The 15,383-nt window shown below is 45.0% G+C and carries 10 protein-coding genes; 8 read left to right on the top strand and 2 right to left on the bottom strand.

Going from position 1 to position 15,383, the window contains the following annotated elements:
* Positions 1–67 precede the first annotated feature (67 nt).
* Together EO130_RS11090 and EO130_RS15470 are read right to left on the bottom strand one after the other, a co-directional pair.
* Positions 68–1,660, bottom strand: coding sequence for an amidohydrolase (locus tag EO130_RS11090; protein WP_127141576.1), 1,593 nt, complete (start codon positions 1,658–1,660; stop codon positions 68–70).
* A gap of 74 nt (positions 1,661–1,734) precedes the next feature.
* Positions 1,735–1,893: a hypothetical protein gene (locus tag EO130_RS15470; protein ID WP_164732920.1), complete on the bottom strand. Its 159-nt coding sequence runs from the start codon at positions 1,891–1,893 to the stop codon at positions 1,735–1,737.
* Positions 1,894–2,088: 195 nt separating this feature from the next.
* On the opposite strand from EO130_RS15470, the gene purL reads away from it, so the two are divergent.
* From purL to EO130_RS11050, 8 genes are all read left to right on the top strand, one after another.
* Positions 2,089–5,811 carry a phosphoribosylformylglycinamidine synthase gene (gene purL, locus EO130_RS11085; protein ID WP_127141575.1) on the top strand — a complete coding sequence of 1,241 codons (3,723 nt, stop codon included), beginning with the start codon at positions 2,089–2,091 and terminating at the stop codon, positions 5,809–5,811.
* Positions 5,812–5,937: 126 nt separating this feature from the next.
* A complete protein-coding gene (locus EO130_RS11080; protein ID WP_127141574.1) occupies positions 5,938–7,707 on the top strand; it encodes an AMP-dependent synthetase/ligase in 1,770 nt (589 codons plus the stop codon).
* Positions 7,708–8,011: 304 nt separating this feature from the next.
* Positions 8,012–8,461, top strand: coding sequence for a MarR family winged helix-turn-helix transcriptional regulator (locus EO130_RS11075; RefSeq protein WP_127141573.1), 450 nt, complete (start codon positions 8,012–8,014; stop codon positions 8,459–8,461).
* A gap of 15 nt (positions 8,462–8,476) precedes the next feature.
* A complete protein-coding gene (locus EO130_RS11070) occupies positions 8,477–10,882 on the top strand; it encodes a 3-hydroxyacyl-CoA dehydrogenase/enoyl-CoA hydratase family protein (RefSeq protein WP_127141572.1) in 2,406 nt (801 codons plus the stop codon).
* 40 nt (positions 10,883–10,922) lie between these two features.
* Complete coding sequence (locus tag EO130_RS11065; RefSeq protein ID WP_127141571.1) at positions 10,923–11,276, top strand: four helix bundle protein; 354 nt, start codon at positions 10,923–10,925, stop codon at positions 11,274–11,276.
* A gap of 39 nt (positions 11,277–11,315) precedes the next feature.
* Positions 11,316–12,506: an acetyl-CoA C-acyltransferase gene (locus tag EO130_RS11060; protein ID WP_127141570.1), complete on the top strand. Its 1,191-nt coding sequence runs from the start codon at positions 11,316–11,318 to the stop codon at positions 12,504–12,506.
* Positions 12,507–12,528: 22 nt separating this feature from the next.
* Positions 12,529–14,337: an acyl-CoA dehydrogenase family protein gene (locus tag EO130_RS11055; RefSeq protein WP_206513147.1), complete on the top strand. Its 1,809-nt coding sequence runs from the start codon at positions 12,529–12,531 to the stop codon at positions 14,335–14,337.
* Positions 14,338–14,595: 258 nt separating this feature from the next.
* Positions 14,596–15,366, top strand: a complete 771-nt coding sequence (locus EO130_RS11050; RefSeq protein ID WP_127141568.1) for an outer membrane lipoprotein-sorting protein — start codon at positions 14,596–14,598, stop codon at positions 15,364–15,366.
* The last annotated feature ends 17 nt before the right edge of the window (positions 15,367–15,383 follow it).

Raw genomic sequence — 15,383 nt, 5'->3', positions numbered from 1 at the left:
TCAGTTCGAGCGCAGTCGAGAACGCTTTTGAACATCTCGACTACGTTCGGTGTGACAGATGATTCTATTATTGTTTCACCGTAGGGTATTCCACGCCCAACTGCTCCAAATATGTATCGTATTTGGTTTCATCATAGTAGAATTCCTCCAAAGCGGGCCTAAACATGTCCTGCTTATCTTTGTTCAGATAGGTAGGCGGCATATCATCCACAGCGATCATGGGCTCGTATTTGGTTTCCTTGGTCTGTTCATTATTGAAATAGTCCCAAGCTTGGGTAAGCAATTCCGGTTTCAACAGAAAATCCATCACGGTCATGGCCTCAGCTTTGGCGCCAGCAGTTACCCCCTTGTGCGCAATGGGGGTTGCCATGGCAATGGCATTGGCCCAATGGTGACCTGGCAGTCCAGGAATATTGGAAGGAAAACGCATGGTAACCGTGGGGACTTTCCAAGAAATGTCACCAATATCGTCGGAACCTCCACTCACGGGCTCTAAGACTGGTAGCCCAATTTCAGATAATTCGGTGGGCAAGCCCTCGATCTTTTTGGACTTCATTTCGGTTTGAACGGCTTTGGCCAGTTTTTGATCGGCTTCAGACCATTTAGGGAGCCCTACTTGTTTAATATTCTCATACATGGTCTCTGCGATAACCTTATTAAAGTGTCTTGGCCAAGCGGTTCCCAAAACGCGGGAGGTCATGGTTGTACCTGTCATCAGGGCTGCGCCTTTGGCGATATCGTTGGCCTCGGCATACATTTCCATAATGCCCTCGTAGGTAACGTCCCTAAAATAGAACCAAATTGCCGCTTTTGAGGGTACCACATTGGGTTGGTCGCCTGCATCGGTAAAAATGGAATGGGAACGCTTCAATGGGTGCAAATGTTCCCTTTTGTAGTTCCATCCAATATTCATCAACTCCGCCGCATCCAGAGCACTACGACCTCGCCATGGAGCTCCTGCGGAATGTGCTGCTTCGCCTTCAAACAAATATTCCACTGAGATTAGGCCCGTACCACGGGTAGGTCCCCATGAAACGGACAAATTGCTGCTCACGTGGGTAAAAATGCACATATCGATATCATCAAAAAGACCATCGCGAACGTACCAAGCCTTGGCAGCGACCAATTCCTCGGCGATACCGGGCCAAACCACCAAGGTTCCACCTATACCTTCCCGCTCCATCACTTCCTTAACGGCCAAGGCGGAGGTAATATTCAACGGTATACCGGCATTGTGGCCCTCTCCATGTCCGGGAGCTCCCTCCACAATGGGTTTATGATAGGCCACCCCAGGGTATTGTGAGGCTTTTGGGATACAGTCTACGTCACTTCCCAAAGCAATCACAGGGCCTTCGCCATTACTCCATGTAGCAAACCATGCCGTGGGAATATTGGAAATGGAACGTTCAATGACAAAGCCATTTTCTTCCAAGATACCTGTGAGATATTTGGAGCTTTCCTCTTCTTGGAAACCGAGCTCCGCAAAACTGAAGATTTTGTCCACCATGACCTGTGTTTGCTTGTGGTTGGCTTCCACAAGGGCTTCCACTTCGGCCTTCAATTTTTTAATTTGACTTTTTGAGTATTTTTTTTGTGCACTTGCAGACATTGTGCCTGCGAAAAGAAGTATCCCGCACAATAGGATGTTGGTCGTTTTCATAAGGTTGGTTTTGAGTTAGCTGTAATGCCTCTAAGATAGTGAAACAACTTTAATCTTTACCTTCTTACGGCATATCAGAATACACTCCGAAGGATATTTTTGATCAAGTGCCTGAAAAAATTAACCCAATTGGGGTCGTCATCCAAAAGTATCAAAAGAATACCTCCTACTACCAATACAATGATGCCCGCAATGAGCCTGTCCGAAAACTTTGTTTTTTTGATAGGTTCCATGTCGATTTCGTTTAACCAAAACCAAACGTAGGAAAATGAATGGTTTTATGGGTAGATGAATTGACGGATACCCCTTTTGATCTGACGGATGCGCTATCAACAGTGGTTCGTTAACAAAACCCGCCTTCGGTATCACGAATTACGTCGTAAAATCGTATTTTTGCACTTTCTTAAACCGTTCAACGCAAAGATTGTATGATCCATTTTTTTGGGGACAAGGCGACCAAGGTTTTTGCCGTCCAAACCGCTCAGGAAATCACTCAGGAAGACACTAACAAACTGACATGGTTGTTTGGCAACCAGCCTAAGATTGAAGCGGCGTCACTCGACGCCTTTTTTGTTGGTCCACGTGCCGCCATGGTAACGCCATGGAGTACCAACGCCACCGAAATCACTCAAAACATGGGTATTTCAGGTATTATCCGTATCGAGGAGTTCCATGCTGTTGCGTCAGATTACACCGATTTTGACCCGATGCTCTCCCAAAAGTACACCAGTTTGGGCCAGGATATTTTTACCATTAACATCGTTCCTGAGCCGATTATGGAAATTGATGATATTGCGGCTTATAACGAGAAAGAAGGATTGGCGCTCAGCGAGGAAGAGGTGGCCTATCTGGAAGGACTAGCGAAGAAATTAGGACGCAAGTTGACGGATTCAGAGGTCTTTGGCTTCAGTCAGGTGAATTCCGAGCACTGCCGCCACAAGATTTTCAATGGCACTTTTGTGATCGATGGTGTTGAAAAGCCTTCCTCACTATTCAAATTGATCAAAAAAACATCCGAAGCCAACCCCAACGATATTGTTTCGGCCTACAAAGACAACGTGGCCTTTATCAAAGGACCCAAAGCTATTCAGTTTGCACCAAAAAGTGCGGACAAACCTGACTTTTACGAAGAAAAAGAATTTGATTCCGTTTTATCCCTAAAAGCCGAAACCCACAACTTCCCGACCACTGTAGAGCCATTCAATGGTGCTGCGACAGGTTCAGGAGGGGAAATCAGGGACCGTTTGGCAGGCGGAAAAGGGTCATTGCCATTGGCAGGAACTGCGGTTTATATGACCTCCTATTCCAGATTGGAAGACCCGTTCGACTCCGCTCAGGGCAGGCCGTGGGAAAAGGGAATGAAAGAGCGGGATTGGCTATATCAAACTCCGATGGATATTTTGATCAAAGCCTCCAACGGTGCATCCGATTTTGGTAACAAGTTCGGTCAACCATTGATTGCAGGTTCAGTTTTGACATTTGAGCATGATGAGTCGAAAGATATCTCGCCTGCGCTCGATATGACACCCCGAAAGCTGGGATTTGACAAAGTAATTATGATGGCGGGGGGTATCGGTTATGGAAAAACGGACCAAGCCTTGAAAGACACCCCAAGCAAAGGAGACAGAATAGTCGTTCTAGGTGGGGACAACTACCGAATCGGGATGGGTGGCGCCGCCGTATCCAGCGCAGATACAGGGGAATTCAGCTCCGCCATTGAATTGAACGCGGTGCAACGTTCCAACCCTGAAATGCAAAAAAGAGCCTCAAACGCTGTCCGTGGATTGTTTGAAAGTCACGATAATCCCATTGTTTCCATTCACGATCATGGTGCAGGCGGACATTTGAACTGTCTCTCCGAATTGGTAGAGGAAACTGGAGGTACCATCGATACCGACAAACTGCCTGTCGGCGACCCTACCCTTTCCAAAAAGGAACTCATCGGCAATGAATCCCAAGAGCGTATGGGCTTGGTCATCGGCGAAAAGGACTTGGACCTTTTGCACCGAATTTCGGCTCGGGAACGCTCCCCAATGTACAATGTCGGTGAGGTCACGGGCGACCATACCTTTAAATTCACCTCGGGGACCACAGGTGAAACGCCTATGAATTTGGAACTTTCCGATATGTTCGGAAGCTCTCCCAAAACCATTATGGCGGACAAGACGTCCCAACAGAAATATCCGGCTCTTGCCTACTCCTTGGAGCACTTCCACGAGTATTTGGAGCAGGTGTTGCAACTGGAGGCTGTGGCCAGTAAGGATTGGTTGACCAACAAGGTTGACCGCTGTGTAGGAGGGCGTGTTGCAAAGCAACAGTGTGCGGGACCATTGCAGTTGCCATTGAACAACTGCGGCGTAATGGCACTCGATTTTAAAGGAAAGGAAGGTATTGCCACCAGTATTGGTCACTCCCCTATTTCTGCATTGATCGACCCGGTGGCTGGAAGTAGAAACAGCGTAGCGGAATCATTGACCAATATTGTTTGGGCACCCTTAAAGGATGGGCTTAAATCCGTATCGTTATCCGCAAACTGGATGTGGCCCTGTAGAAACGAAGGCGAAGATGCCCGTTTGTATGCTGCGGTGGAATCCTTGTCGCAATTTGCCATCGATTTGGGCATCAATGTGCCCACAGGAAAGGATTCACTTTCCATGAAACAAAAATATAAGGATGGGGAAGTATTGTCCCCAGGCACCGTTATTATCTCAGCTGCGGCCCATTGCAACAATATCAACCAAGTGGTGGAGCCTGTGTTGCAAAAGAATGGCGGTGACATTTATTACATTAACCTATCCAAGGATGGTCATAAATTAGGCGGTTCTTCGTTTGCGCAAATTTTGAACGCTATTGGTGATGAAGCACCTTCTGTTTTGGATGCCGACTATTTTAAAAGTGCATTCAACACCTTGCAGAAGCTCATCAAAAACAATCAGATTTTGGCTGGTCACGATGTGGCCTCAGGTGGTTTGATTACAACCCTATTGGAACTCTGCTTTGCAGATAATGACTTGGGTGCTGATTTGGATTTGTCCAGCTTGGGCGAACCAGATAGCATCAAACTTCTGTTCTCAGAAAACAGTGGTGTGGTGTTCCAAGCCAAAGATGCTTCGGTGGAAAATGAATTGAAAGCTGCAGGGATTGCATTTGCCAAAATCGGTACACCAACATCACAAAACACCTTGAACATCAAAAATAATGGTGTTGAAATAGGACTGAACATTGCCTCTTTGCGGGATACCTGGTTCAAAACGTCCTATCTTCTGGATAATAAACAAACCGCCAATGGTTTGGCCAAAGAGCGCTACGACAATTATAAGGAACAGCCGCTCCAATATGTTTTTCCAAAAGATTTTGATGGTAAGCTGTCATCTCGAGCGCAGTCGAGAGGTGCCGACAAGCCCAAAGCGGCCATCCTTAGGGAAAAAGGAAGCAATTCCGAGCGCGAAATGGCCAACGCTATGTACTTGGCCGGCTTTGATGTGAAGGATGTGCACATGACCGACCTTATCACGGGGAGGGAAACTTTGGAGGATATCCAATTTATCGGTGCCGTGGGCGGTTTTTCCAACTCCGATGTATTGGGGAGCGCCAAAGGATGGGCAGGTGCCTTCAAATACAATGAAAAGGCCAACAAAGCCCTTAAAGATTTCTTTGCGAGACCTGATACGCTATCGGTAGGAATCTGCAATGGTTGCCAATTGTTCATGGAGCTGGACCTCATCAACCCGGAACACGGAACCCATGGTAGAATGACCTACAATGATTCGCATAAACACGAAAGCAACTTCACCTCTGTCAAAATCCAAGAAAACAATTCGGTGATGCTGTCCAATTTGGCGGGTACTACACTGGGTGTCTGGATAAGTCACGGTGAGGGCAAGTTTAGCTTACCACACACAGAGGATCAATATCATATTGTGGCCAAATATGGTTACGAGGGCTACCCGGCCAATCCAAACGGAAGTGATTACAACACGGCCATGCTTTGCGACAAATCAGGGAGGCACTTGGTGACCATGCCCCATATTGAAAGGTCTACCTTCCCTTGGAACTGGGCCCACTATCCAAAGGATAGAGCAGATGAGGTGTCGCCTTGGCTTCAAGCTTTTGTGAATGCGAGAGTTTGGTTGGAGAACTTGGAAGATTAGGAACCTACCGGGCTACTTTCGGCCGTAAATTGGGAAATTGGTAAAATTTACCTTAGGTAATTGTTAAATCTGTTTCATTCTTAAAGTCTGATTTGCTATTTTGCAAACACTTTACACAAACTTACTATGCAAACTGTTACCCGATTATTTGATTTCCCATACTATCAACTTGAGAAGTATCCCCTAGCAAAATCATTGGTCACCAAAAGTGACGGTAAATGGATAGCGACCTCCACCCAGGAATATGTGGACAAGGCCAACGCAATAAGTCGAGCTCTACTTCGCATGGGCATCAAGCCCAACGATAAGGTTGCGATAATCTCCATGACCAATCGAACAGAATGGAATATTGTTGATATTGGTGTTCTTCAAATCGGGGCCCAAAACGTACCAATTTATCCCACCATTTCTGAGGATGATTATGAATATATTTTGAATCATTCGGAGGCCAAGTTGTGTTTTGTTTCCTGCGAAGAGGTTTTTGAAAAGGTCAAGACTATTCAATCCAAGGTGAAGGGTTTAAAGGAGGTTTTTTCATTTGACGAACTCAACCATTGCAAAAATTGGAAGGAAGTCCTTGAATTAGGAAGCGATACCTCTAATCAGGATGAAGTAGAAACCTTAAAGGACGCTGTTAAGCCAGAAGATTTGGCCACCTTGATCTACACTTCGGGAACTACGGGAAGACCCAAGGGCGTAATGCTTTCCCATAACAATATTGTATCCAACGTTGTTTCCAGCGAAGTGAGGGTGCCTTTTGAGACTGGAGGTACTGCATTGAGCTTTTTGCCGGTTTGCCACATCTTTGAACGTATGATTCTTTACTTATACCAATATTGCGGTATTGAGATTCACTTTGCCGAGGGTCTGGATAAGATCAGTGACAACGTAAAAGAAGTAAAACCGGACGTAATGACGGTGGTACCCCGACTTTTGGAAAAGGTCTACGACGCCATTATTGCCAAGGGAGCCGCACTTACCGGAATCAAAAAGAAATTATTTTTCTGGGCTGTGGAGACAGGGCTCAAGTTTGAACCTTATGGAGCCAATGGTTGGTGGTACGAGAAGAAACTGGGACTCGCACGCAAACTTATTTTCAGCAAATGGAAAGAAGGATTGGGAGGCAACCTTTCCGTAATGGTATCGGGCAGTGCTGCCCTACAAGCACGTCTAGCGAGGGTTTTTGCCGCTGCGGACATGCCCGTCATGGAAGGATACGGTCTCACGGAGACATCGCCCGTAATTACAGTGAATGATCAGCGAAACAAAGGGTGGAAAATAGGTTCCGTAGGTAAAGTTATAGATGGCGTAGAAGTGAAAATCGCCGAAGATGGTGAAATACTATGCAAAGGCCCCAATGTGATGATGGGCTACTACAAAGATCCTGAAAAAACAGCCGAGGTAATGACCGGAGAATACTTCCATACCGGTGATATCGGTGAGATTGACACCGAGGGCTTCTTGCGCATCACGGACCGTAAAAAAGAGATGTTTAAAACCTCTGGCGGTAAATATGTAGCTCCGCAGTTGTTAGAGAATCGATTTAAGCAATCCCGTTTTATAGAGCAAATTATGGTGGTAGGGGAAGGTGAAAAAATGCCTGCTGCCCTCATCCAACCCAATTTTGACTTTGTCAGGGAATGGGCCAAGCGCCATAATTTGGAACTGGGTTCCAATGCCGATATTGTGAAAAATGAAAAGGTGATCGCTCGTTTCCAAGAAGAAGTGGATTGGGCCAACCAAGAGTTTGCCAAATGGGAAAAAGTGAAGCAGTTTAGGCTCACCCCCGATGTTTGGACCGTGGAAGACGGACAGTTGACCCCTACCATGAAACTCAAGCGTAAACCGGTTAAGGAAATGTATCTAGAACTTTACAACGATATCTACGGACACTAAAATAAGGATCTTTAAAAATTAGAAATAAAAAAACCAACGGAAATCCGTTGGTTTTTTAGTTTGAATGAAATGCTTCGGACGACACAACTGACCAACTTAGGTTGGGATGTTGAACAAAATTGAACGAGTGATGAAGCATCGATTCGTTTACCATTTCCAGAACGATTACACCAATCAGAGAATTACGAAATTTTTATCTGACTGACAATCCATCTATTCAGAGAAAAAATCATTTATACTTAACCTAAATTTATTATGCATGCATAATAAATTTTTATATATTTGAGAACACCAAACTAGTTCCATGAAAGATTTGACCATTGATTACGCGCTTAGGGCTACTTGGCAAGCCGTCAGTAAAATGTACAATGAAGAGGCCAAAAACTACGAACTTACCATGGCCATAGGCTTTACACTGTTGAGCATTGACCCCAAAGGGGGCACACCAAGTACCACTTTAGGCCCAAAAATGGGGATGGAAGCTACTAGTTTGTCCAGGATCTTAAAAAATATTGAAGAGAAAGGATACATACTGCGAAAACGTAACCCCAATGATGGACGTGGGGTCCTTATTTTTCTAACCCCATTGGGACTGGAAAAGCGGGAGGAATCCAAAGAAGTGGTGTTACGTTTCAACAAGGTTGTGAAAGAACATACCTCGCAAGAGGATCTATCGGGTTTCTTTAAAGTCATCGAAACCATCAATAAACTTATTTCAGACAAGAAAATCTATCTAAAAACAACTACTAATTAAATTTCAAACGCGCACATGAAAAGGCATATAAACAAAGTTGCCGTAATCGGTTCCGGAATTATGGGAAGTGGCATTGCCTGCCATTTTGCGAACATCGGGGTCGAGGTATTGCTCTTGGACATTGTTCCCCGTGAACTCAACGGCCAAGAAAAGGCCAAAGGACTTACCTTGGAAGACAAGGTGGTTCGAAATCGATTGGTAAACGACTCATTGGCTTCTGCACTCAAATCCAAACCCTCCCCTATTTACCATAAAAAATTTGCAGACCGCATCAGCACTGGAAATTTGGAAGACGATATTTCCAAAGTTGCCGATGTGGATTGGATCATTGAAGTGGTCGTGGAGCGGTTGGATATTAAAAAACAAGTATTCGAAACCTTAGATAAGCACCGTACCCTAGGTACCTTGATCACTTCGAACACTTCGGGAATCCCAATCCGATTCATGAGCGAAGGAAGAAGCGAGGATTTCCAGAAGCACTTCTGCGGCACCCACTTTTTCAATCCCGCACGTTATCTAAAACTTTTTGAAATCATCCCAGGACCAAAGACATCCGAAGATGTATTGGAGTTCTTAAATGGGTATGGGGAACAATTCTTGGGCAAAACCTCAGTGGTCGCCAAAGACACCCCAGCATTTATCGGTAACAGAATCGGAATATTTAGTATCCAAAGTCTGTTCCATGCCGTTAAGGAAATGGGCATGACGGTGGAGGAAGTTGATAAATTGACAGGTCCTGTCATCGGAAGACCCAAATCCGCAACCTTCCGTACGGTGGATGTGGTTGGGCTCGACACTCTTGTGCACGTGGCAAATGGTATCAGTGAAAACTGCAAGGACGATGAACGTCACGAACTGTTCCAGCTTCCAGATTTTATCCAAACCATGATGGACAACAAATGGTTGGGCAGCAAATCTGGACAAGGGTTCTATAAAAAGGTAAAAGGAGATGATGGCAAGAGTGAAATTCTGACGCTGGATTTGGATACCATGGACTACCGTTCCAAAAAGAGTGCGAAATTTGCCACTTTGGAGCTCACCAAGACCATTGATAAAGTCATTGACCGCTTTCCTGTACTGGTGGATGGTAAGGACAAGGCCGGAGAATTCTATCGCAAGAGCTTTGGAGCCCTATTCGCCTACGTTACCCACCGTATTCCAGAAATTACAGATGAATTATACAAAATAGACGACGCCATGAAAGCCGGCTTTGGTTGGGAACACGGGCCATTCCAAATTTGGGATGCCGTAGGACTCGACAAAGGTTTGGAACTCATTAAGGCAGAAGGTTTGGAAGCTGCCCCTTGGGTAGCGGAGATGAAAGCAGCGGGAATGGATTCCTTCTACACCGTAAAAGAAGGCAACACCTACTTCTACGACATTCCTAAAAAAACCATGGAGAAAGTTCCAGGGCAGGATGCCTTCATTATTTTGGATAATATCCGAAAAACCAAGGAGGTCTTTAAAAACAGTGGTGTGGTTATCGAAGATTTGGGCGATGGTATCCTAAACTGTGAATTCCAGTCCAAAATGAACACCATCGGTGGCGACGTGCTCGCTGGTTTGAACAAGGCCGTAGACATTGCCGAAAAGGATTTTGAAGGATTGGTCATCGGGAACCAAGCAGCCAATTTCTCCGTAGGCGCCAATATCGGAATGATTTTCATGATGGCTGTGGAACAAGAATACGATGAGCTCAACATGGCCATCAAAATGTTCCAAGATACGATGATGCGCATGCGCTACAGTTCCATTCCTACGGTAGCTGCTCCCCACGGTATGTGCTTGGGAGGTGGTTGTGAACTTTCCCTGCATGCCGATAAGGTGGTGGCCGCGGCCGAAACCTATATTGGATTAGTGGAATTTGGCGTGGGAGTGATTCCAGGTGGTGGTGGTTCCAAAGAAATGGCCTTGCGTGCCTCGGATACCTTCCGAAAAAATGATGTAGAGCTCAATGTGCTTCAAGAGTATTTCTTGACCATTGGTATGGCCAAAGTATCCACCTCAGCCTACGAAGCCTTCGATTTGGGTATCCTTCAAAAAGGAAAAGACGTGGTTGTGGTCAATAAAGACCGTCAGATAGCAACAGCAAAAGCCTATGCGAAAATTATGGCTGATGCAGGCTACACCAAACCTGTGAAGCGCAAGGATGTCAAGGTCCTTGGAAAACAGGCCTTGGGCATGTTCTTGGTAGGAACTGACTCCATGGAAGCGGGACACTACATCTCGGAACACGACAAAAAGATTGCCGATAAATTGGCCTACGTAATGGCTGGCGGCGACCTTTCTGAAGCGACTATGGTAAGCGAACAGTATCTTTTGGATTTGGAACGGGAAGCCTTTTTATCCCTTTGCACCGAAAGAAAGACCTTGGAACGCATTCAGCACATGTTGAAAACGGGAAAACCGCTTCGCAACTAGTTGCAATTAGATATGAGATTTAAGATAAGAGACATTAGATATGCATAATTTTCAAGAATTACTTGTTTGGCAAAAAGCGATGGCAATAGCAGAAGAAGTTTATTTGCTGTCTATAAGTTTTCCTAAGGAAGAAAAGTTTGGGTTGACAAGCCAAATTCGACGTAGTGCCGTATCCGTGCCTTCCAACATCGCTGAGGGAGCAGGAAGAAACACAAATAAGGAATTCAAACACTTTTTGGGTATCTCTAGCGGTTCTTGCAACGAAATGTTCACTCAGTTGGAGTTAGCGCACCGACTCAAATTAGTACATAAGGATAAAGTAACTCCAATTTTGAACAATTTGATTGAAGTTCAAAAAATCAATTACTCATTAATCAATAAATTTTCGAAGTGAGTCTCATATCTAATTTCTCACTTCTAACATCTAAATAGCATGAAAACAGCATATATAGTAAAAGGATATAGAACAGCCGTAGGCAAAGCGCCAAAGGGACTGTTCCGGTTTAAGCGACCTGACGAACTGGCCGCGGAGACCATCGAGTACATGATGAACGAGTTGCCCCAGCTCGACAAAAAGCGTATTGATGACGTTATCGTTGGAAATGCCATGCCCGAAGCCGAGCAAGGTTTGAACATGGGACGACTTATCTCCCTGATGGGGTTGAACATCGAGGATGTCCCCGGGGTGACCGTGAATCGCTATTGCGCATCAGGGTTGGAAACTATTGGAATTGCTACGGCAAAAATCCAATCGGGGATGGCAGATTGCATCATTGCAGGAGGTGCGGAAAGTATGAGCTACATACCCATGGGAGGTTACAAACCCACACCTGATTATGCCACCGCAAAAGCAGGTCACGAAGACTATTATTGGGGCATGGGGCTTACAGCTGAGGCCGTGGCCCAGCAATTCAAGGTTTCCCGTGAGGACCAAGATGAATTTGCCTTCAATTCCCATATGAAAGCCCTGAAAGCACAAGAAGAAAACCGTTTTCAAGATCAAATCGTACCCATAGAGGTGGAACACACTTTTGTGAACGAGGCCGGGAAGAAAGAGACAAAGACCTACACGGTGAACAAAGACGAAGGTCCAAGGAAAGGCACTAACATTCCAACCTTGAACAAGCTGAGACCTGTATTTGCCGAAGGTGGAAGCGTTACGGCAGGTAATTCATCCCAAATGAGTGATGGCGCTGCCTTTGTAATGGTGATGAGCGAAGAAATGGTAAAAGAGTTGAATCTAGAACCTGTTGCCCGATTGGTGAATTATGCCGCTGCAGGCGTGGAACCAAGAATTATGGGAATTGGCCCGGTAAAGGCAATTCCAAAGGCGTTGAAACAGGCTGGATTAAAACAGGACCAAATAGACCTGATTGAGTTGAACGAAGCCTTCGCTTCACAATCCTTGGCAGTGATTCGTGAATTGGGTCTCAACCAAGACATCGTAAATGTGAATGGTGGAGCCATAGCACTCGGACACCCACTTGGTTGTACCGGAGCCAAATTATCCGTCCAACTTTTTGATGAAATGCGAAAACGTGAGATGAAAGGCAAATATGGTATGGTGACCATGTGCGTGGGTACTGGTCAAGGAGCGGCTGGTATATTCGAATTCTTGAATTAAAAATGACTAAACACAAAATATCATGAGCGAAACAATTGAAAAAGACATACTGAGAGGAGGTCAATTTTTGGTCAAGGAGACCAACTGTGAAGACGTATTTACTCTTGAGGACCTCAACGAGGAGCAAAAGATGATGCGCGAAAGCACCAAGGAATTTGTAGACCGGGAGCTTTGGGCACATTGGGAGCGTTTCGAGAAAAAAGACTACGCCTACACCGAAGAATGCATGAGAAAAGCAGGCGAACTCGGTCTGTTGAGCGTGGCCGTACCAGAATCGTATGGTGGTATGGGAATGGGCTTTGTGTCCACTATGTTGGTCTGTGACTACATTTCTGGGGCCACAGGATCATTTAGTACAGCCTTTGGAGCACATACAGGAATCGGGACTATGCCGATTACGCTATACGGAACAGAGGAACAAAAGCAAAAATATGTGCCCAAATTGGCTACTGGCGAATGGTTTGGCGCCTATTGTTTGACAGAGCCCGGCGCAGGTTCCGATGCCAATTCGGGGAAAACCAAGGCCGTTCTTTCCGAAGACGGGAAATATTACAGCATCACAGGACAGAAAATGTGGATTTCCAACGCAGGATTCTGCAATCTGTTCATTGTGTTTGCGCGTATTGAAGATGATAAAAACATCACCGGTTTTATTGTTGAAAACGACCCAGCAAATGGAATCAGTTTGGGGGATGAAGAAAAGAAATTAGGCATCCACTCCTCCTCTACCCGACAAGTGTTCTTCAACGAGACGAAAGTACCCGTGGAAAACATGCTTTCCGAGAGAGGCAATGGATTTAAAATCGCCATGAACGCCTTAAATGTGGGTCGTATCAAATTGGCCGCCGCCTGTTTGGAAGCCCAGCGTCGTGTGATCAACGAGGCCACCAAATATGCTAACGAGCGCGTACAGTTTAAAACTCCGATCATCAATTTTGGAGCTATCAAAGCTAAAATAGCCGATATGGCCACCAATGCCTATGTGGATGAAGCCGCATGTTACCGTGCCGCAAAGAATATCGAGGATAGAATTGCCATTCGCGAGGCCAGTGGCAACTCCCACCAAGAAGCGGAACTGAAAGGTGTGGAGGAATATGCCATCGAATGTTCCATTTTGAAGGTAGCGGTTTCCGAACACGTTCAGCACACTACAGATGAAGGCATCCAAGTATTCGGAGGAATGGGCTTTAGCGCAGATACCCCAATGGAATCCGCTTGGAGGGACGCCCGAATTTCCAGAATTTATGAAGGAACCAACGAAATCAACCGAATGCTTTCCGTGGGCATGTTGGTCAAAAAAGCCATGAAGGGCCATGTGGACCTTTTGGGGCCAGCTACAAAAGTTGGAGAAGAACTCATGGGAATTCCATCCTTCGACACCCCAGATTTTTCGGAATTGTTATCAGAAGAAAAAGACCTGATTGCGCGATTGAAAAAAGTGTTTTTAATGGTCGCCGGTAGTGCAGTTCAAAAATTTGGACCCGATTTGGAAAAGCATCAGATGTTGTTGATGGCCGCTTCGGATATCTTGATTCAAATCTATATGGCAGAATCAGCCATACTTCGTACCGAGAAAAATGCAAAACGCTTCGGCGCAGAAGCTCAAGCTACCCAGATTGCCATGTCCAAACTGTATTTGTACAGAGCGGTCGACATTATCCAGCAAAAAGCCAAGGAGGCCATTGTTTCCTTCGCTGAGGGTGATGAACAGCGTATGATGTTGATGGGACTTAAGCGCTTTACCAAGTACACTAATCAACCCAATGTGGTGAAACTTAGAACGCAAATTGCCGATAAAGTTGCCGCAGACAATGGGTATACCTTTGACTAATTCAAATAACTGTAGGGAACAACACACCCTTTAAGATTTGAGAACGCCCCATTCGGGGCGTTTTTTTTATTGTTTGGCCTTACACAAACAAACAAAGTAGCTATCTACTATTTCCAATTCTAGACCTAACAGCTTCGATTAGCGTAACCCATATTTTAGAAAAGTAATCAAATCTCATTTTTTTCTATAATCTTTTCAAAAATGATGTAACAATTTCACTATTTTTAGTACTAATCTTTACAACATAAAAACTTAAAAATGAAAGCGTTAAAATTAACCATTACACTAATAGCAGTTGCCCTGGCAATACCGCTTCAGGCGCAAACAGCTGATGAAATCATCGCAAATTATTTTGAAAATACGGGTGGGCTCGACAACTGGAAAAGTCTAGAGGGCATTAAAATGTCTGCCAAGGTAAATCAGGGCGGTATGGAAATACCTTTGGAAATTTACAATTTAAAAGATGGTCGCCAAATGACGAAAATTACCTTCCAAGGTAAGGAAATCAAACAAGGGGTGTTCGATGGAGAAACACTTTGGAGCCATAATTTTATGACCATGAAAGCGGAAAAATCGGATGCTGAACAAACATCCAATTTTAAATTGAACACCAATGATTTCCCTGATTCATTTGTTGATTATAAGGACAAAGGCTATACCGTTGAACTTCTTGGAACGGAAACCATTGATGGAACGGAAACCTTTAAAATAAAACTAGTAAAAGAACCCATTACCGTTGATGGCAATCAACAAGATGATGTTTCGTACTACTTTTTTGACAAGGACAATTTTGTTCCCATCGCAATGCAGTCCGAAATAAAATCAGGACCTGCCAAAGGTCAAGTAAGTGAGGTGACCATGAGCGATTATCAAGAAGTAAGCGGCCTTTACTTTCCCTTTTCAATGACACAAGGGGTAAAGGATGGTCAGGCACAGCCTATCACCATTGATGCCATTGAGCTCAATCCTGCCATTGCAGATACAGAATTTGCTTTTCCGGATGAAGTAGGAGAAACCGAAAAACAATAAAATTTGATACCAGGGGC

This window comes from Flagellimonas marinaquae (genome assembly GCF_003992675.1).
Taxonomy (GTDB): Bacteria; Bacteroidota; Bacteroidia; order Flavobacteriales; family Flavobacteriaceae; genus Flagellimonas; species Flagellimonas marinaquae.
This window is presented reverse-complemented; position numbering and strand designations above follow the sequence as displayed.

What these genes read in the sequence shown, in the direction of transcription:
- EO130_RS11090 (WP_127141576.1), bottom strand. Translation starts at nt 1,660, where the DNA reads ATGAAAACGACCAACATCCTATTGTGCGGGATACTTCTTTTCGCAGGC.
- EO130_RS15470 (WP_164732920.1), bottom strand. Translation starts at nt 1,893, where the DNA reads ATGGAACCTATCAAAAAAACAAAGTTTTCGGACAGGCTCATTGCGGGC.
- purL (WP_127141575.1), top strand. Translation starts at nt 2,089, where the DNA reads ATGATCCATTTTTTTGGGGACAAGGCGACCAAGGTTTTTGCCGTCCAA.
- EO130_RS11080 (WP_127141574.1), top strand. Translation starts at nt 5,938, where the DNA reads ATGCAAACTGTTACCCGATTATTTGATTTCCCATACTATCAACTTGAG.
- EO130_RS11075 (WP_127141573.1), top strand. Translation starts at nt 8,012, where the DNA reads ATGAAAGATTTGACCATTGATTACGCGCTTAGGGCTACTTGGCAAGCC.
- EO130_RS11070 (WP_127141572.1), top strand. Translation starts at nt 8,477, where the DNA reads ATGAAAAGGCATATAAACAAAGTTGCCGTAATCGGTTCCGGAATTATG.
- EO130_RS11065 (WP_127141571.1), top strand. Translation starts at nt 10,923, where the DNA reads ATGCATAATTTTCAAGAATTACTTGTTTGGCAAAAAGCGATGGCAATA.
- EO130_RS11060 (WP_127141570.1), top strand. Translation starts at nt 11,316, where the DNA reads ATGAAAACAGCATATATAGTAAAAGGATATAGAACAGCCGTAGGCAAA.
- EO130_RS11055 (WP_206513147.1), top strand. Translation starts at nt 12,529, where the DNA reads ATGAGCGAAACAATTGAAAAAGACATACTGAGAGGAGGTCAATTTTTG.
- EO130_RS11050 (WP_127141568.1), top strand. Translation starts at nt 14,596, where the DNA reads ATGAAAGCGTTAAAATTAACCATTACACTAATAGCAGTTGCCCTGGCA.